This is a genomic window from Peterkaempfera podocarpi, assembly GCF_042466665.1.
Taxonomy (GTDB): domain Bacteria; phylum Actinomycetota; class Actinomycetes; order Streptomycetales; family Streptomycetaceae; genus Peterkaempfera; species Peterkaempfera podocarpi.
Window position 1 is genome coordinate 6,615,550 of sequence record NZ_CP162102.1, and the last position, 18,594, is coordinate 6,634,143.

The 18,594-nt window shown below is 72.5% G+C and carries 15 protein-coding genes; 14 read left to right on the top strand and 1 reads right to left on the bottom strand.

The window, feature by feature from the left end:
• The first annotated feature begins 218 nt into the window (after nt 1-218).
• The 14 genes from AB0761_RS29195 to AB0761_RS29260 all read left to right on the top strand — a co-directional run bounded on the left by AB0761_RS29195 (nt 219) and on the right by AB0761_RS29260 (nt 15,950).
• A complete protein-coding gene (locus AB0761_RS29195) occupies nt 219-428 on the top strand; it encodes an HGxxPAAW family protein (RefSeq protein ID WP_377272128.1) in 210 nt (69 codons plus the stop codon).
• A gap of 73 nt (nt 429-501) precedes the next feature.
• Nucleotides 502-930: a DUF2752 domain-containing protein gene (locus AB0761_RS29200; protein ID WP_377272129.1), complete on the top strand. Its 429-nt coding sequence runs from the start codon at nt 502-504 to the stop codon at nt 928-930.
• Nucleotides 931-1,134: 204 nt separating this feature from the next.
• Entirely contained in the window at nt 1,135-1,944 is an 810-nt protein-coding gene (gene trpC, locus AB0761_RS29205; RefSeq protein WP_377272130.1) for an indole-3-glycerol phosphate synthase TrpC, read from the top strand.
• Between the two features lie 9 nt (nt 1,945-1,953).
• Nucleotides 1,954-2,121 carry a tryptophan biosynthesis modulator TrpM gene (trpM, locus tag AB0761_RS29210; RefSeq protein ID WP_377272131.1) on the top strand — a complete coding sequence of 56 codons (168 nt, stop codon included), beginning with the start codon at nt 1,954-1,956 and terminating at the stop codon, nt 2,119-2,121.
• 108 nt (nt 2,122-2,229) lie between these two features.
• The gene (gene trpB, locus AB0761_RS29215) at nt 2,230-3,516 is read left to right on the top strand and encodes a tryptophan synthase subunit beta (protein WP_377272132.1); all 1,287 of its coding nucleotides are present in this window, start codon (nt 2,230-2,232) and stop codon (nt 3,514-3,516) included.
• Nucleotides 3,517-3,518: 2 nt separating this feature from the next.
• The gene (gene trpA / locus AB0761_RS29220) at nt 3,519-4,331 is read left to right on the top strand and encodes a tryptophan synthase subunit alpha (RefSeq protein ID WP_377272133.1); all 813 of its coding nucleotides are present in this window, start codon (nt 3,519-3,521) and stop codon (nt 4,329-4,331) included.
• A gap of 264 nt (nt 4,332-4,595) precedes the next feature.
• Nucleotides 4,596-5,495: a DsbA family protein gene (locus AB0761_RS29225; protein ID WP_377272134.1), complete on the top strand. Its 900-nt coding sequence runs from the start codon at nt 4,596-4,598 to the stop codon at nt 5,493-5,495.
• Between the two features lie 132 nt (nt 5,496-5,627).
• Entirely contained in the window at nt 5,628-6,182 is a 555-nt protein-coding gene (locus AB0761_RS29230; RefSeq protein ID WP_377272135.1) for a MauE/DoxX family redox-associated membrane protein, read from the top strand.
• Between the two features lie 91 nt (nt 6,183-6,273).
• Nucleotides 6,274-7,014 carry a DsbA family protein gene (locus tag AB0761_RS29235; RefSeq protein WP_377272136.1) on the top strand — a complete coding sequence of 247 codons (741 nt, stop codon included), beginning with the start codon at nt 6,274-6,276 and terminating at the stop codon, nt 7,012-7,014.
• Entirely contained in the window at nt 6,948-7,361 is a 414-nt protein-coding gene (locus tag AB0761_RS29240; protein ID WP_377272137.1) for a hypothetical protein, read from the top strand. Before AB0761_RS29235 ends, AB0761_RS29240 begins: the two co-directional genes overlap by 67 nt.
• 105 nt (nt 7,362-7,466) lie before the next feature.
• Nucleotides 7,467-8,537 carry a prolipoprotein diacylglyceryl transferase gene (lgt, locus tag AB0761_RS29245; RefSeq protein ID WP_377272138.1) on the top strand — a complete coding sequence of 357 codons (1,071 nt, stop codon included), beginning with the start codon at nt 7,467-7,469 and terminating at the stop codon, nt 8,535-8,537.
• A 229-nt stretch (nt 8,538-8,766) separates the two neighbouring features.
• Nucleotides 8,767-9,492 carry a VIT1/CCC1 transporter family protein gene (locus AB0761_RS29250; protein WP_377274380.1) on the top strand — a complete coding sequence of 242 codons (726 nt, stop codon included), beginning with the start codon at nt 8,767-8,769 and terminating at the stop codon, nt 9,490-9,492.
• A 424-nt stretch (nt 9,493-9,916) separates the two neighbouring features.
• Complete coding sequence (gene gltB / locus AB0761_RS29255) at nt 9,917-14,497, top strand: glutamate synthase large subunit (RefSeq protein WP_377272139.1); 4,581 nt, start codon at nt 9,917-9,919, stop codon at nt 14,495-14,497.
• Nucleotides 14,490-15,950 (top strand): glutamate synthase subunit beta, encoded by a 1,461-nt coding sequence (locus AB0761_RS29260; protein ID WP_377272140.1) that lies wholly within the window; start codon nt 14,490-14,492, stop codon nt 15,948-15,950. The genes gltB and AB0761_RS29260 overlap by 8 nt, the downstream gene beginning before the upstream one ends.
• Before the next feature lie 473 nt (nt 15,951-16,423).
• Here the strand turns inward: AB0761_RS29260 and AB0761_RS29265 are convergent, their stop codons facing one another.
• The gene (locus AB0761_RS29265; protein ID WP_377272141.1) at nt 16,424-18,238 is read right to left on the bottom strand and encodes a bifunctional metallophosphatase/5'-nucleotidase; all 1,815 of its coding nucleotides are present in this window, start codon (nt 18,236-18,238) and stop codon (nt 16,424-16,426) included.
• Nucleotides 18,239-18,594 lie beyond the last annotated feature (356 nt).

Here is an 18,594-nt window from a genome sequence, read left to right on the forward strand (position 1 = left end):
CCTCCGCCGGCGAGGCCGCCCCGCCGCCGCAATGGACCGGCCGCAGCGGGCCGCCCGTCCGGCGAAGCCGAAGCCCGCGCACGGGGTCCGGCCCCGACCCCCGGTCGGCCGCATCCGGGACCGTCGGGGAGAATGGCACCGAGAATCCGCCCGGGGGCGTCCTCCGCCGGATCCCGGGCCCTGGACACCGCCATTACCGGCAGCAAGGAGCACCAGCAATGTCGGCAGCAGCCCACGGCCACACCCCCGCCGCCTGGACCGGCGTCATCATCTGCTTCATCGGCTTCATCGTGGCCGGGATGGGGGTCGTGGCCGCCACCCCGTGGCTCTTCTGGGTCGGCATCGGCGTCACCCTGGCCGCCGGAGTGGTCGGCAAGGCCATGCAGATGGCCGGCCTCGGCAAGCGGCCCGTCGTCGCCGCGCGCTGACCCGGCGGCCCGTCCGCGCCCGCCGACCGTGTCATCCGGTCGGCGGGGTGCCGACGGGGGCAGAATCGTCAGGGTGAACGCACCGGCAGCCCCCGCGCACCGCTCGGCCGTCCGCCGTCTGGCCGCACCTCTGACGGCCCTGGCGGCGGCGGCAGCCCCGGCGCTCTTTGTCGCCGCGGTCGACCCCAACACCCCGGGCCGCTACCCGGTGTGCCCGTTCCTGCAGGCCACCGGCTGGTGGTGCCCCGGCTGCGGCGGACTGCGCTGCGTCCACGCGCTGACCCACGGCCACCCCCTCCAGGCGCTGCACGACAATCTGCTGGTGGTGCTCCTGCTCACCACCGCGGCCCTGCTCTGGCTCAACTGGGCGGCCTCCGCGCTGGCGTCCCGGCCGGTGCGGCTGCCCACCCTGCACCTCCGGCACGTGCTGCCGGCCATCGCGGTGGTCGCGGCCTTCACGGTCGCCCGCAATCTGCCCCTCGGGGCCGCGCTGGCGCCCTGAACCACCCGCTGCGGCACCCCGCCCGCCCGGCTCCGGCCGTCCGACGTGCGAGACCGCGACAGGCCTGATGCGAGCCTTGCGCCGCTCTGCCGATACCATCGAAGTACCGGCCGGGCCGAGTACCCGAGGGATCCCTCCCGATTCCGCTGCCGGCCCACCGCCGGTTTCCCAGCCGTCCGACCCGACAGAGAAGGGGGCGCCCGCGTGAGCGTGCTCGACGAGATCATCGACGGAGTCCGCGAGGACCTCGCCGAGCGCCAGGCCCGGGTCTCCCTGGACGAACTCAAGGCGCTCGCTGCCAAGGCCCCGGACGCCAAGGACGGAGTGGCCGCACTGCGCGGCGACAGCGTGCGGGTGATCTGCGAGGTCAAGCGGTCCAGCCCGTCCAAGGGCGCGCTGGCGGCCATCGCCGACCCGGCGGGCCTCGCCCGCGACTACGAGGCCGGCGGCGCGGCCGCCATCAGCGTCCTCACCGAGCAGCGCCGCTTCGGCGGCTCCCTCGCCGACCTGGAGGCCGTCCGCGCCGCCGTGGACACCCCGGTGCTGCGCAAGGACTTCATCGTCACCTCCTACCAGCTGTGGGAGGCCCGCGCCTACGGCGCCGACCTGGCTCTGCTGATCGTCGCGGCGCTGGAGCAGCCCGCGCTGGAGTCGCTGATCGAGCGTGCGGAGTCGATCGGGCTCAGCCCGCTGGTCGAGGTGCACGACGAGGAGGAGGTCCGGCGCGCCGTCGACGCGGGTGCCCGGATCATCGGCGTCAACGCCCGCAACCTCAAGACCCTCACCGTCGACCGCAACACCTTCGCCGATGTCGCACCGGCCATCCCGGACCACATCGTCAAGGTCGCCGAGTCCGGAGTGCGGGGCCCGCACGACCTGATCGCCTATGCCAACGACGGCGCCGACGCGGTCCTGGTCGGCGAGTCCCTGGTCGTCGGGGGCGACCCCAAGGCCGCCGTCGCCGACCTGGTCGCCGCGGGTGCCCACCCCGCGCTGCGGCACGGCCGGGGCTGACCCGCAGCCATGTCCCTGACCTCGCGTAACGCGCCCGGTTGCCGCCCCCGCGGCTGCCGCGCCCCGGCCCGCCGGGTGCGGGGCCGCCGGGTGCGTTACGTCATCGGGTGCGAGCCGGGCCAGGTGCAGGGCCGCCGATGGCGCTGCCGGACGCGGCAGCAGGACGGCAGGGCCTGAGCGGCCCCGCGTCCGCACACCCCCGACCGGAGGGGGAGGGGCAGGTGCCCCGGCCGCACGCAGCTGGTACGACCACAGCTATTCGGCCCACACACAGAGGGATCCGTCATGTCCACGGACCATCACGCCGGACCGCAGGTTCCGGACGCCCGCGGCTACTTCGGCCGCTTCGGCGGACGTTTCATCCCGGAGGCGCTGGTCGCCGCCGTGGAGCAGGTCGCCGACGAGTACGAGAAGGCCAAGGCCGACCCGGCCTTCACCGCCGAGCTGGACGGCCTGCTCAAGGACTACACCGGCCGGCCCAGCGCGCTGACCGACGTCCGTCGCTTCTCCGAGCTGGCCGGCGGCGCCCGGGTGCTGCTCAAGCGCGAGGACCTCAACCACACCGGCTCACACAAGATCAACAACGTGCTGGGCCAGGCTCTGCTGACCCGCCGGATGGGCAAGACCCGGGTCATCGCCGAGACCGGCGCCGGCCAGCACGGCGTGGCCACCGCCACCGCCTGCGCCCTGTTCGGCCTGGACTGCACCATCTACATGGGCGAGGTCGACACCCAGCGGCAGGCCCTGAACGTGGCCCGGATGCGGATGCTGGGCGCCGAGGTCATCGCCGTGAAGTCCGGCAGCCGCACCCTCAAGGACGCCATCAACGAGGCGTTCCGCGACTGGGTCGCCAATGTCGACTCCACCCACTACCTCTTCGGCACCGTCGCCGGACCGCACCCCTTCCCCATGATGGTCCGCGACTTCCACCGGGTCATCGGCATCGAGGCCCGCGCCCAGGTGCTGGACCGCGTCGGCCGGCTGCCCGACGCCGTGGTGGCCTGTGTCGGCGGCGGCTCCAACGCCATGGGCATCTTCCACGAGTTCATCCCCGACACCGACGTGCGGCTGATCGGCTGCGAGGCCGCCGGCGAGGGCGTCGACACCCCCCGCCACGCCGCCACCCTCACCAAGGGCAGCCCCGGCGTCCTGCACGGCGCCCGCAGCTACATGCTGCAGGACGAGGACGGCCAGACCATCGAGTCGCACTCCATCTCGGCCGGTCTGGACTACCCGGGCATCGGCCCGGAGCACTCCTGGCTGAAGGACACCGGGCGGGCCGAGTACCGCCCCGTCACCGACGACCAGGCCATGCAGGCGCTGCTGCAGCTCTCCCGCACCGAGGGCATCATCCCGGCCATCGAGTCCGCCCACGCCCTGGCCGGCGCCCTGGAGCTGGGCCGTGAGCTCGGCCCCGACGCGGTCATCCTGGTGAACCTCTCCGGCCGCGGCGACAAGGACATGCACACCGCCGCGGAGTACTTCGGCCTGCTGGACGACCCGGGGCGCGACCCCGAAGCCCCGTCCGACCGCGCCATCACCGCAGACGCCGACGAGAAGCTGGGGAAGTGACCATGAGCACCCGTAGCAAGCTCAGCGCCGCCCTCGCCGCGGCCAAGGCGGAGAACCGCGCCGCCCTCATCGGCTATCTGCCGGCCGGATTCCCCAGCGTCGACGGCGGCATCAAGGCGGTCCGCGCCCTGATCGAGGGCGGCTGCGACGCCGTCGAGGTCGGCCTGCCGCACTCCGACCCGGTGCTGGACGGGCCCACCATCCAGACCGCGGACGACATCGCGCTGCGCGGCGGCATCCGCATCGCCGACGTCCTGCGGACCGTCCGCGAGGTCGCCTCGGCCGTGGACGCCCCGGTGCTGGTGATGACCTACTGGAACCCGGTGGACCATTACGGGGTCGAGCGGTTCGCCGCCGATCTGGCCGCCGCCGGGGGAGCGGGCTGCATCCTGCCCGACCTGCCGGTGGAGGAGTCGCAGGAGTGGCGGACGGCCGCTGAGAAGCACGGCCTGGACACCGTCTTCGTGGTCGCCCCCAGCAACCGCGACGAGCGGCTGGCCCGGATCACCGCCGTCGGCTCGGGCTTTGTCTACGCCGCCGCCGTCATGGGGGTCACCGGCACCCGCACCCAGGTCGGCCACCAGGCCGAGGACCTGGTCAAGCGGACCCGGGCCACCACGGAGCTGCCCGTCTGCGTCGGCCTGGGCGTCTCCACCGCCGAGCAGGCGGCCGAGGTCGCGGCCTTCGCCGACGGCGTCATCGTGGGCTCGGCGTTCGTCCAGCGGCTGCTGGACGCGGCCGGGGACGAGGAGGTCGGCCTGGCCGCCGTGCGCGCCCTCGCCGGTGACCTGGCGGCGGGAGTCCGCCGCCGCTGAGCACCGCCGCCCCGTTCCACCCGGCCCGCCGACTCCCCCGAGTCGGCGGGCCGGTCCCTTGTCGGGGGAGCGCGCGCGACCCCGCGCCCGCACGGAGGCTCCCGGTGCGGGCACCGCCGGGCATCCCCTCGCCCGTACGGGTGGACCGTGCAGCCGCGGCACAACCGTGCCGCCCTCCGCTCGTTGGCGGTACCGGCAGGTCCCGGCGGCGCCCCCTTCCCGGGCGCCGCCCTTCGCCGGCGAACCGTCACCGAGAGGATCCCTGTGGCCCGGTACCAGCGCGCCAGAATCCTGCGAGCCAGCGTGGCCCTGGCCGCGCTCGTCGCCGCCGTGGCCGGCGAGGCGGCGGTCGGGCGGGCGCTGGCGGACCGCGGAGGCCGGCCCGGCGACCGCACCGGGCTCGCCCGGGCCGTACTGGTGCAGTCCCGCGGCCTGCCGGCGTCGGGCGAAGACGGCGGCCTGCTGCGTACGGCGTTCAGCGGCCGTCCGCTGGCCGGCCCGGCGGCAGCGCCCGCGCTCCCCGGGGCCCGGCCCGCAGGGCCGCCCGGCCCCAGGATCCCCGGCGCGGCCACCCTGATGGTGCTGCCCGCCCGCCTGGACCCCGACGGCGCGGCGATGTCCGTCGGCAGCGCCCGCGCACCCGTCACCGTCACCCTCTACGAGGACTACCGCCGCGTCGGCTGCCGCCGCTTCGAGCAGGCACAGGGCCGGATGCTGGCCGAGCTCGCGGCCGAGGGCACCGTGCGGATCCGGCGGGTCGTCGAGTCCTCGCTGGATGCGCGGCTGCCCGGTGACGGTGCCCACCGGGCGGCCAACGCCGCCCGCGCCGCCCTGGCGGCAGGCCGCTTCCCGGTGTTCAACGCTTTGCTGTACGAGGAGCAGCCGTCCGAGCGGCAGGACGGCTTCACCGTCCGCCGGCTGCTGGACATCGCCTCCGAGGTGCCGGGGCTGCGCGGCCCGGCCTTCGACCGCGCCGTCCGCACCCAGGGGTACGCCTCCTGGGCAGCCGCGTCGCAGCGGGTCTACGACGGCTACGGCCGCAGGGTGCGCTTCGGGACCCCCGGCATGGTGGTCAACGGACGCCCGGTCGACCTGGCGGCCCGTCCGGATCTGGCCGGGGACCCCGCCGCACTGAGGAGATTCCTGCTTGCGGCGCGCGGCTGACCGGCGCGCACCCGAACGCCGCGGCGAGGGGAACCCCGATCCCGCCCCGCCGGGTTTCCAGGACATGCACCTTTCCGCTGCCGACCGCACCGCGCCCGTACGCCGGGCCGGTTCTCCGAGGGGGACGACCCGATGACCGCATCGCAGGACGCCATGTTCACCCGTGATTCCGACGACCGCCCCCACGACGGCGGCTCCGGGCCCGTGCCGGGCCTGCGGCGGGCCCTGGACGGGTCGGCCGCCGCGTGGGTGTCCACCGCCGTGCGGCTGGCCCTGGCCGCCGTCTGGGCCTGGGCCGGGCTGGCGAAGATCTCCGACCCGGCGGTCGCGGCCCAGGCGGTCCGTGCCTACCGGATCCTGCCGGAGTCGCTGGTCAAGCCGGTCGGCTACGGTCTGCCGTTCCTGGAGCTGGCGCTGGCACTGCTGCTGCTGGTCGGGCTGGGCACCCGTGTCGCGGCCGTCCTCTCCGGGGTGCTGCTGCTGGTGTTCATCTCCGGCATCTCCTCGGTCTGGGCCCGCGGTCTGACCATCGACTGCGGCTGCTTCGGCGGCGGCGGCCAGGTCGCCTCCTCGCAGACCAAGTACCTCCAGGAGATCCTGCGCGACACCGGCTTCCTGCTACTGGCCGCCTGGCTGATGTGGAAGCCCCGAAGCCGCTTCTCCGCCGACGGCTGGCTGGCCGCATGAGCCGTCGCCGCCCCTGAGCTCCGGCCGACCGGCCGGCCCGTCCCGCCCCGGGATGCAGTCCTCCCCGTGACCAGCAAGGCAGCCCATGCAGATGAGTGAGAAGAACCGAGACGGCAAGCGCAGCGCCAGGGAGCGGCTGCTCGCCGAGAGGCAGGCCCAGGAAGCCCGTTCCCGGCGCAACAAGAAGCTGTTGGTGATCGGTTCGGTGGTCGCCGTACTCGCCGTGGCGGTCGGTGTGGGCGTCGCGGTGCAGAGCATGCGGAGCAAGCCGGCCACCCCGGTGGCCGCCCCGGCCGGTGCCATCGGCGACCGCAAGCTGGTCATCCCCGACGGTGCGCCCGACGCCCCGTCCACCCTCACGGTCTACGAGGACCCGCGCTGCCCGGCCTGCCAGCTCTTCGAGAAGACCTTCCGCCCCACGGTCGACAAGCTGAAGGACCAGGGCAAGATCGTCGGGAACTACCACATCGTGTCCTTCATCGACCGGCACGACAACGGCACCGGCTCGAAGAACGGCGCCAACGCCCTGGCCTGCGCCCAGGACGCCGGGAAGTTCCGGGCCTACCACAACGTCCTGTACGCCAACCAGCCGCCGGAGACCTCCGACGACTGGAGCGACCGGGGCAAGCTGATCACCCTGGCCAAGCAGGTACCGGGACTGGTCACGCCAACCTTTGAGAAGTGCGTCAAGGACAACACCTACGGCGACTGGGTCTCCGCGGTCCAGGAGGACTTCGACAATCCGGCTTCACCTCCACCCCCACCGTGCTGCTCAACGGGAAGCCGATCTTCCCCAGCAAGGACGGCCAGCAGATCACCCCGGCCAATCTGACCGCCTGGGTGAACGCCGCCAACAAGGGCAAGCCGCTCGGCACCCCCGCCTCGCCCGCGGCCTCCTCCTCGGCCAAGGCCAAGGGCTCCTCCAAGAGCAAGGCCAAGGCCCCCTCCTCGGCCAAGGCCGTCAACCCGGCGGATGCGCCCGTTGCCACGGCGCACCCCGCAGCCCACATGAAGGCCGGCATCCGGCACACCCCGGCTGCCGCCCCGGCTCCGGCCGTACCGCACGTCCCCGCCGCGCACCATGCGGCCCGCTCGCACGCCCCGGCAGCCTCGCCCGCCCCGGCCGCCGGCGGGGCCGCAGCGCCCCAGGCGCCGGGCGTCCGCTCCACCCAACCCTGACCCGCACAACCTGCGCCGCCGCGGACCCATTCGGACGCGGCGGCGCAGGTTGTGCCCCAACCGGTACCGACGTGTCGGCTTCGGCACGGTAGCGTCTTCCTTGCCATGGACCTTGCATTCATCCCGAGCCCGTCGCGGGGCGTGATCCACCTCGGACCGATCCCGCTGCGCGCCTACGCTTTCTGCATCATCATCGGCGTCGTCGTCGCCGTCTGGCTCGGCAGCAAACGCTGGGTCGCCCGAGGTGGCGCCTCCCACACGGTGGGTGACGTCGCGGTCTGGGCGGTGCCGTTCGGACTGGTCGGCGGCCGCCTCTACCACGTGATCACGGACCACCAGCTCTACTTCGACCCGGGCAAGCACCCGATCGACGCGCTGAAGATCTGGAACGGCGGCCTCGGCATCTGGGGCGCCATCGCGCTGGGCGCCGTCGGTGCCTGGATCGGCTGCCGCCGTGCCGGGGTGCCGCTGCCCGCCTGGGCGGACGCGGTCGCCCCCGGTATCGCGCTGGCCCAGGCCTGCGGCCGCTGGGGCAACTGGTTCAACCAGGAGCTCTTCGGCAAGCCCACCACGCTGCCCTGGGCTCTGAAGATCGACTACGACCACCGGCCGGACGCCACCAAGGCCCTGGCCACGTACCACCCGACGTTCCTCTACGAGTCGCTGTGGTGCATCGGGGTCGCGGTGCTGGTGATCTGGGCCGACCGCCGGTTCCGGCTCGGCCACGGCCGTGCCTTCGCGCTCTATGTCGCGGCGTACACGGTGGGCCGGTTCTGGATCGAGTACCTGCGGGTGGACGAGGCGCACCACATCCTGGGGCTGCGGCTCAACGACTGGACCTCGATCGTGGTCTTCGTGGGTGCCGTGGTCTACCTGGTGCTCTCCGCCAAGCGGCACCCGGGCCGGGAGACCGACATCGACCCGGCGGCCCGCGCCGCCGTCGACGACCCGCAGGACGGCGGCCCGACCGGCTCAGCCGAGGACGCGGACGGCGCTGAAGCTGCCGACCGCAGCGCCGACGCCGACCAGTCCGGCCCCGCCGACCCCGCCGACCCCGCGGACAAGCCGAGGCCGTCCGCCGGTGACACCGCGTTGGCCGAGGCAGCCCGGATCGACGACGCGCGCGGGGCCGACGCCGTCCCGGATCCGGCCCCCGAGGCGGGCAAGCGCATCTGACCCGCCCGCTCCGCGTGCCCTGCGGCCGCCCCCGCCCATCGGCGGGGGCGGCCGCCGCCTTTCCCCGACCAGGCCGCCGGCGCGGCCGGAAACCGCCTGCGACCAGGGAGTTCGGTCAGCCTTCCCTTGCTGGAAAGAAGTTCCCTGGGGCACTACGTTGACGTGAGTGAGGGCCTCCGCGGTGGGGTCGGGGCAGCGGCACGAGGGGACGGACAGCGTGGCATCGACGATCACCGAGCCGGTCGTGGAACCGGTCGTGGCCGAGGCGCACCAGCACAGCCACCGCGACGTCAACGGCGGCTGGCTGCGCCCCGCCGTCTTTGGCGCGATGGACGGCCTGGTCTCCAATGTGGCCCTGATGACCGGTGTGGTCGGCGGTGACGCCTCCCGGACCACGGTGGTCCTGGCCGGGCTGGCAGGCCTGGCCGCCGGCGCGTTCTCCATGGCGGCGGGGGAGTACACCTCGGTGGCCTCCCAGCGCGAGCTGGTCGAGGCAGAGCTGGAGGTCGAACGCCGGGAGCTGCGCCACAACCCGCACGACGAGCTGGCCGAGCTGGCCGAGCTCTATGTGGCTCGCGGGGTGGAGCCGGCGCTGGCCGCCGAGGTCGCCCGTCAGCTCTCGGCGGATCCGGAGCGGGCACTGGAGATTCACGCCCGCGAGGAGCTGGGTGTGGACCCCAACGACCTGCCCTCGCCGCTGCTGGCGGCGGTCTCCTCCTTCGTGGCCTTCGCGCTGGGGGCGCTGCTGCCGCTGCTGCCGTATCTGCTGGGGGCGAGCAGTCTGCTTCCGGCGCTGGCGGTGGCGCTGCTGGGACTCTTCGTCTGCGGTGCGGTGGTCTCCCGGGTGACCGCCCGCAGCTGGTGGTACAGCGGTCTGCGGCAGCTGCTGCTGGGCGGGTCCGCCGCGGGTGTGACCTTTCTGCTCGGCCGGCTGATCGGCAGCGGCATCGGCTGAGGCGGGTCCGCCGCCTCCGTACGATCAGTGCCTTCCACTGCATAGTCATGCAGTGGAAGGCGTGATGTTCCACACAGCCATCCGCCGGGCCCGGTCGCCTACCATCGAAAGAGGGCAGATGGCCTCCCGTCGCGGAGGCAGGGCGCAGTGTCGCGCAGATCTGTCCCCGACGCAGGTGTTTCGGCGCGGTTTCACTGTCTGCGGCAAGGGGCACACTTTCCAGGACGTGCGGGTGATCCTTCGTCGTCCCCCGATGCCTCTACCCACGGGTAACAGTGCCTGACCAGGGGATGCGTCCGAATCGTGGACGCAGAATCCCACTTCCCGGTACACGCGGCATCATGTAACCTGCACGAAATCGCAGAGGGCCAACGTCGTCTCTCTTGCGCAAGCGAATTGCCAAAAGACGACGACGGGAGAGCCGATGCTGTCTGCGTCCATGCGCTCCGGGCCTTACGCGGCCGTCAAGGACGCGCGCCCCGCTGCCCAGGGCCTGTACGACCCGCGCAACGAGCACGACGCCTGCGGCGTCGGCTTCGTGGCTACGCTGACCGGCACTGCGGACCACCGCATCGTCGAGCAGGCGCTCACGGTGCTGCGCAACCTCGAGCACCGCGGCGCCACCGGATCCGAGCCCGACTCCGGCGACGGCGCCGGCATCCTCACCCAGATCCCCGACGCCTTCCTGCGCGCCAACACCGCCTTCGAGCTGCCCGCCGCCGGCAGCTACGCGGTCGGCATCGCCTTCCTCCCCGACGAGGACGCAGCCGCCGCCGAGGCCGCAGCCCGCACCGAAGCCATCGCCGCCGAGGAGGGCCTCACCGTCCTCGGCTGGCGCGACGTCCCGGTCACCCCCGACCTGCTGGGCGCCACCGCCCGCTCGGTGATGCCGCGCTTCCGCCAGCTCTTCCTCGCAGCCGACGAGCAGGACACCCGCACCGGCATCCACCTCGACCGGATCGCCTACGTCGTCCGCAAGCGCGCCGAGCGTGAGATCGGCATCTACTTCGCCTCCCTCTCCGCCCGCACCATCGTCTACAAGGGCATGCTCACCACCGGGCAGCTGGAGCCGTTCTTCCCGGACCTCTCCGACCGCCTCTACGCCTCCGCGCTGGGCCTGGTCCACTCCCGGTTCTCCACCAACACCTTCCCGAGCTGGCCGCTCGCCCACCCGTACCGCTTCGTCGCCCACAACGGCGAGATCAACACGGTCAAGGGCAACCGCAACTGGATGCGCGCCCGCGAGTCCCAGCTCGCCACCGACCTCATCCCCGGCGACCTGGACCGGATCTTCCCGATCTGCACCCCGGACCACTCCGACTCCGCCTCCTTCGACGAGGTCCTGGAGCTGCTCCACCTCGGCGGCCGCTCGCTGCCGCACTCGGTGCTGATGATGATCCCGGAGGCGTGGGAGAACCACGCCACCATGGACGCCGACCGCCGCGCCTTCTACCGCTACCACTCCAACCTCATGGAGCCCTGGGACGGCCCGGCCTGCGTCACCTTCACCGACGGCACCCAGATCGGCGCCGTCCTGGATCGCAACGGCCTGCGCCCCGCCCGCTACTGGATCACCGAGGACGGCCTGGTCATCCTCTCCTCCGAGGTCGGCGTCCTGGACATCCCCCAGGAGAAGGTCGTCCGCAAGGGCCGCCTGCAGCCCGGCCGGATGTTCCTGGTGGACACCGCCGAGAACCGCATCGTCGAGGACGACGAGATCAAGTCCGCCCTCGCCGCCGAGCACCCCTACGCCGAGTGGCTGGCCGCCGGCCAGATCCAGCTGGGCAACCTCCCCGAGCGCGAGCACATCGTCCACACCCACGCCTCGGTCACCCGCCGCCAGCAGACCTTCGGCTACACCGAGGAAGAGCTGCGCGTCCTCCTCGCCCCGATGGCCCGCGCCGGCGCCGAGCCCATCGGCTCCATGGGCACCGACACCCCCATCGCGGCCCTCTCCGACAAGCCGCGGCTGCTCTTCGACTACTTCACCCAGCTCTTCGCGCAGGTCACCAACCCGCCGCTGGACGCCATCCGGGAAGAGCTGGTCACCTCCCTCGGCTCCAACCTCGGCCCCGAGGGCAACCTGCTCCAGGCCGAGCCGGCCTCCTGCCGCACCGTCAACGTCCCCTTCCCGGTGATCGACAACGACGAGCTGGCCAAGCTCGTCCACATCAACGCCGACGGAGACCAGCCCGGCCTCAAGGCCGTCACCCTCTCCGGCCTCTACCGCGTCTCCGGCGGCGGCGCAGCCCTCGCAGCCCGCCTGGAGCAGATCGCCGCCGAGGCCGACGCCGCGCTCGCCGACGGCGCCCGGATCATCGTGCTCTCCGACCGGCACTCCGACGCCGAGCACGCCCCGATCCCCTCCCTGCTGCTCACCTCCGCCGTCCACCACCACCTCATCCGCACCAAGCAGCGCACCCAGGTGTCGCTGCTGGTCGAGGCCGGCGACGTCCGCGAGGTCCACCATGTCGCGCTGCTGATCGGCTACGGCGCCGCCGCGATCAACCCCTACCTGGCCATGGAGTCCGTCGAGGACCAGGTCCGCTCCGGCGTCTTCATCGAAGGCGTCGACCCCGAGCGCGCCATCCGCAACCTCATCAAGGCCCTCGGCAAGGGCGTCCTGAAGGTGATGTCCAAGATGGGCATCTCCACCGTCGCCTCCTACCGCGGCGCCCAGGTCTTCGAGGCCATCGGCCTCTCCCAGGACCTGGTCGACACCTACTTCGCCGGCACCACCACCAAGCTCGGCGGCATCGGCCTCGACGAGGTCGCCCGCGAGGTCGCCGCCCGCCACGCCAAGGCCTACCCCGCCTCCGGCATCCCCTCCGCGCACCGCGCACTGGAGATCGGCGGCGAGTACCAGTGGCGCCGCGAGGGCGAACCCCACCTCTTCGACCCCGAGACCGTCTTCCGGCTCCAGCACTCCACCCGCGCCCGCCGGTACGACATCTTCAAGCAGTACACCGACCGGGTGAACGAGCAGTCGTCGCGGCTGATGACGCTGCGCGGCCTCTTCAAGCTCAAGGACGGCGACCGCCCCTCCATCCCCATCGACGAGGTCGAGCCGGTCTCCGAGATCGTCAAGCGGTTCTCCACCGGCGCCATGTCCTACGGCTCCATCTCCATGGAGGCCCACGAGACCCTCGCCATCGCGATGAACCGCCTCGGCGGCAAGTCCAACACCGGCGAGGGCGGCGAGGACCCCGAGCGCCTCCACGACCCCGAGCGCCGCTCCGCGATCAAGCAGGTCGCCTCCGGCCGCTTCGGCGTCACCTCCGAGTACCTGGTCAACGCCGACGACATCCAGATCAAGATGGCCCAGGGCGCCAAGCCCGGCGAGGGCGGCCAGCTGCCCGGCCACAAGGTCTACCCCTGGGTCGCCAGGACCCGGCACTCCACCCCCGGCGTCGGCCTGATCTCCCCGCCGCCGCACCACGACATCTACTCCATCGAGGACCTCGCCCAGCTGATCCACGACCTCAAGAACGCCAACCCGGACGCCCGCATCCATGTGAAGCTGGTCTCCGAGGTCGGCGTCGGCACGGTCGCGGCGGGCGTCTCCAAGGCCCACGCCGATGTCGTGCTGATCTCCGGCCACGACGGCGGCACCGGCGCCTCCCCGCTGACCTCCCTCAAGCACGCCGGCGGCCCCTGGGAGCTCGGCCTCGCCGAGACCCAGCAGACCCTGCTGCTCAACGGCCTGCGCGACCGCATCGTGGTGCAGACCGACGGCCAGCTGAAGACCGGCCGCGACGTCGTCATCGCCGCGCTGCTCGGCGCCGAGGAGTTCGGCTTCGCCACCGCCCCGCTGGTCGTCTCCGGCTGCGTCATGATGCGCGTCTGCCACCTGGACACCTGCCCGGTCGGCGTCGCCACCCAGAACCCCGTGCTGCGCGAGCGGTTCACCGGCAAGCCCGAGTTCGTCGTCAACTTCTTCGAGTTCATCGCCGAAGAGGTCCGCGAGCTCCTCGCCGAGCTCGGCTTCCGCTCCATCGAGGAGGCCGTCGGCCACGCCGAGCTGATCGACGCCACCGAGGCCGTCGACCACTGGAAGGCCGCCGGGCTGGACATCGCCCCGCTGCTGCACGTCCCCACCCTGCCCGACGGCGCGGCCCTGCACCGCACCACGGCCCAGGACCACGGCCTGGACAAGGCCCTCGACAACGAGCTGATCAGCCTCTGCTCCGAGGCCGTCGAGCACGGCGAGGCCGTCCGCGTCCAGCTGCCCATCCGCAACGTCAACCGCACCGTCGGCACCATGCTCGGCCACGAGGTGACCAAGCGGTACCGGGGCGAAGGCCTCCCCGAAGGCACCATCGACGTGACCTTCACCGGCTCCGCCGGACAGTCCTTCGGCGCCTTCGTCCCCCGCGGCATCACCCTGCGCCTGGAGGGCGACGCCAACGACTACGTCGGCAAGGGCCTCTCCGGCGGCGTCCTGATCGTCCGGCCGTCCCGCGACGCCGCGGCCATCGGCGCCGACGCCCAGAGCCACGTCATCGCCGGCAACACCATCGGCTACGGCGCCACCGGCGGCCGCATCCACCTGCGCGGCAAGGCCGGCGAGCGCTTCGCCGTCCGCAACTCCGGCGCCACCCTGGTCGTCGAGGGCGTCGGCGACCACGGCTGCGAGTACATGACCGGCGGCCGGGTCGTTGTCCTCGGCGAGACCGGACGCAACTTCGCGGCCGGCATGTCCGGCGGCATCGCCTACGTCCTCGACCTGCGCCCCTCCCACGTCAACGGCGGGATGGTCGGCATCGAGGGCCCGGACGAGGCCGACCGCGGCTGGCTGCGCGAGACCGTGCAGCAGCACTACGAGGAGACCGGCTCCACCGTCGCCGCCGAACTCCTCGCCGACTGGGGCGCCGGCGTCTCCCGGTTCTCCAAGATCATGCCCAGGGACTACAAGGCAGTGCTCGCCGCCAAGGAAGCCGCCGAGCGCGACGGGCTCTCCGAGTCCGAGACCACCTCGAAGATGATGGAGGCGGCTAATGGCTGACCCGAAGGGATTCCTCACCACCCCGCAGCAGCACGCCGAACGTCGACCCGTCGACGTGCGCATCCGGGACTGGAACGAGGTCTACGTCGAGCGCAGCCTGCTGCCGGTCATCACCAAGCAGGCGGGCCGCTGCATGGACTGCGGCATCCCGTTCTGCCACAACGGCTGTCCGCTGGGGAACCTCATCCCCGAGTGGAACGACCTCGCCTGGCGCGACGACTGGAACGCCGCCAGCGAGCGGCTGCACGCCACCAACAACTTCCCCGAGTTCACCGGGCGGCTCTGCCCCGCCCCGTGCGAGTCGGCGTGCGTCCTCGGCATCAACCAGGCCCCGGTGACCATCAAGAACGTCGAGGTCACCATCATCGACAAGGCCTGGGAGAACGGCGACGTCACGCCGCAGATCCCCGAGCGCCTCTCCGGCAAGACCGTCGCCGTCATCGGCTCCGGCCCGGCCGGCCTCGCCGCCGCCCAGCAGCTCACCCGCGCCGGGCACACCGTGGTGGTGTACGAGCGCGCCGACCGCGTCGGCGGGCTGCTGCGCTACGGCATCCCCGAGTTCAAGATGGAGAAGCGCCACGTCAACCGGCGCGTCGAGCAGATGCGCGCCGAGGGCACCCGGTTCCGCACCGGCGTGCACGTCGGCGAGGACATCACCGGCCAGCAGCTGCGCGAGCGGTTCGACGCCGTGGTGGTCGCCGCCGGCGCCACCACCGCCCGCGACCTGCCCGTGCCCGGCCGTGAACTCCAGGGCATCCACCAGGCCATGGAGTACCTGCCGCTGGCCAACAAGGTCCAGGAGGGCGACTTCGTCGAGCCGCCCATCACCGCCGCGGGCAAGCATGTCGTGGTCATCGGCGGCGGCGACACCGGCGCAGACTGCGTCGGCACCGCCCACCGGCAGGGCGCAGCCTCGGTCACCCAGCTGGAGATCATGCCCCGGCCGTCCGACGAGCGGCCCGGGCACCAGCCCTGGCCGACCATGCCGCTGACCTACAAGGTCACCTCGGCCCACGAGGAGGGCGGTGAGCGCGTCTACGCGGTCAACACCACCCGCTTCACCGGCGACGAGGACGGCAACGTCCAGGAACTCCACCTGGTCGAGGTCGAGTTCAAGGACGGACGCTTCAACCCCGTCGAGGGAACCGAGCGCACCATCCCGGCGCAGCTGGTCACCCTCGCCATGGGCTTCACCGGCACCGACCAGCAGAACGGCCTGGTCGCGCAGCTCGGTGTGGAGCTGGACGCCCGCGGCAACATCGCCCGTGACGGGAAGTTCGCCACCAACGTGGACGGCGTCTTCGTCTGCGGCGACGCCGGCCGCGGCCAGTCGCTGATCGTCTGGGCCATCGCCGAGGGCCGCTCCGCGGCCGCCGCGGTCGACGCCCACCTCGGCGGCAGCACCGCTCTGCCGGCCCCCATCCGCCCGACCGACCGCCCGCTGACGGTCTGACGGCATCTTTGACGGCCCCGGCCCGCCGCACACCGATGTGCGGCGGGCCGGGGAGCGTACGCCGCGGCGCCTGCCCCACCCCGACCGCACCGGAGCAGGCGCCGCGGCATCACCATGTCCGGCCGCCGAGGCCGACGGGACATCACCCGGCAGGGAACCCGTCCGGTGCACGAGGGCCCGACCGGGTGGTGCAGCACCATGTCATCCGGGCGCGGCATGAGCCCCGTGGCGCAGGGGAACCGCGCCGCACGTGCAGCCGACGGCGGTGGCGGTGTGAGGCAGCGGCGGGTGTCGGGCGGCAGCGGTGTGAGGCGTCAGCGGTGTGAGGCGGCGTCGGTGTGAGGCGGCGGCGCCGGAACGGGGACACGGACGGCCGCCGGCCGACCGCCCCGCGGACGGTCCGGACACAGCTGAGGCGGGAACCGGCCACCCCCGGTTCCCGCCCCAGCCGCGGGCCCACCCGCCCAGCCCGGTCAGAAGACCGGGACACCTTCGCGGACCAGCCGCCAGTCCACCGAGGCGAAGTCCGCCGGGTCGATGGCGCCCTTGTCCTTCACCCAGGCGATCATCGTATTGCGGATCTCGTCCGAGTTGGTCCACAGCACCGGCGCCGACGCCACATGCGGGAAGTTGCCGCCGCCGTTCGCCCGGTAGTTGTTCACCGCCAGCACGAACTCCGCCGCCGGGTCGATCGGCGCGCCCCCGTACGACAGGTTGACGATCCGCTGCCCCACCGGCTTGGAGATGTCGACGTCATAGGAGACGCCGTACACCGAGTCGAAGTTGTAGTCGGGGGTGTTGTCCGCGTTGGTGAGCGTCGCGGTGTCCACCGGAGCGCCCACCGGAACCTGGGTGAAGTACTTCATCGAGTACTCCAGGTAGTCCAGGATCTGAGCACCCGTCAGCTTCCGTGCCTCCAGGGTGTTCTCGAAGATGTACAGCCCGGCCGCGTCCCGCAGCTTCACCTCGCCCGCCGGGATCGCCGCCGTACGGTTGAACGGCGCGGCCTGCGCCAGCACCGGCAGCGCGGCGTACTGGGTGCTCGCCAGCGCCGCCTTCACCGTGTCGGCCTGCACCCGCCCGATCAGGTCGATGATCGGCACGTCCTTGAACGGCGCCTCGGCGATGGAGAGCGGCTCGGTGCAGGTGCCGATCACCTGGTTGACATACGCCACGACCTTCTTGTGCTCCGCGGCGAGCAGCGACACCACCGCGGGGTCCTCGGCCGCCGTGTTGGAGTTGATCACGGTGGAGCGCACCCCGGTGACCTGCCAGCAGCCGTGCGAGAACTCCGCGTCGAAGTCGAACCGGGTCAGCCGCTCACCCCACTTCAGCGGCTCGGACAGCACCACATTGCGGCCTGTCTCCTTGTTGACCACGATGCGCTGGGCGATCTCCACATGGGCATGGCCGATCAGCATCGCGTCGATCCCGGGGACCTGCTCGGCCACCGCCACACCCGCGTTCTCCGGCCACGGGATCTGATCCCCGTACGAGGACGGCTGGTCGGCGCCCGTGTGCGCGGAGACGATCACCACATCGGCACCGGCCGCCCGCAGCCGGGGCACCCACACCTTCGCCTGCTCCACGATGCCCGCGAAGGTCAGCTTCCCCTGGACGTTGCCCTTGTCCCAGATGGCGATGCCCGGGTTGGTCAGACCCAGGATGCCGACCTTGATGTCCCGGCCCCGGTCGGTGCGTATCCGCCGGATCGCATACGGCGGGAACGCCGGCCGCTCCGTCGTCGCATCCAGGGCGTTGGCGCCCAGCAGCGGGAAGTCGCACTGCTTCTCGAACGCCCGCAGCAGCGGGATGCCGTAGTTGAACTCATGGTTGCCCAGCGCCGCCGCGTCATAGCCGATGTGGTTCATCGCCAGCGCCATCGGGTGCACCGGGGCGTGCTTGCCACCCTGGTCGATCGGCTCGATCCGGGCGTAGTAGTAGCTGAGCTGCGTGCCCTGGATGGTGTCGCCCGCGTCGATCAGCAGGGTCCTGCCCCGCCCCATCTCCTTGCGGATGCCGTTCACCAGGGTCGAGATCTTCGCCAGGCCCACGTCGTTGTGCGCGGAGTCGTCGTACTCCGCATCGGTGAAGTAGTCCCAGTTGAGGGCGTTGCCGTGCAGATCGGTGGTGCCCAGCACCGCGAACGACTCCGTGACCGGGTGCTTCTTCGGCATTTCGCCGGCCGCAGCGGGCTGGGCTGCGGCCACTGATGCGCCGCCGGCAAGCGCGGCACCGGCGGCGGTCGCCGCTGAACGGGCCACGAAATCACGACGGTTGAGGGGCATACGGTCTCCAGGGCAGGCAGGACAGGTCCGTCACCTCGCAGGGCGACGCGCGTAGAAGTCTGCCCGTCCAACCCGCCCAGCGATAGCCCCTACAGGTTTCGATCAACTGACCGCCCGGCAAAAGCAACAGACAGAAACGGCATAGCGGAAGAGGGCGGACACGCGCGCCGCGGGCCGCTCCACCATCCTGCCCGCCCGGCCCACCGGCCGCCCGTCGGACCCTCGTCGCGCGCCCCGCCCGAAGGGGCACCGCCCGCGCGGCTCGGGGGGCGGCGCCCCGGGCTCGCATGCCCCGCCCGGACCAGGCCCGGCCGGGGAGGCTCCGCGCGCCGCGGCCCGCTGCGCCGCCTACCCCC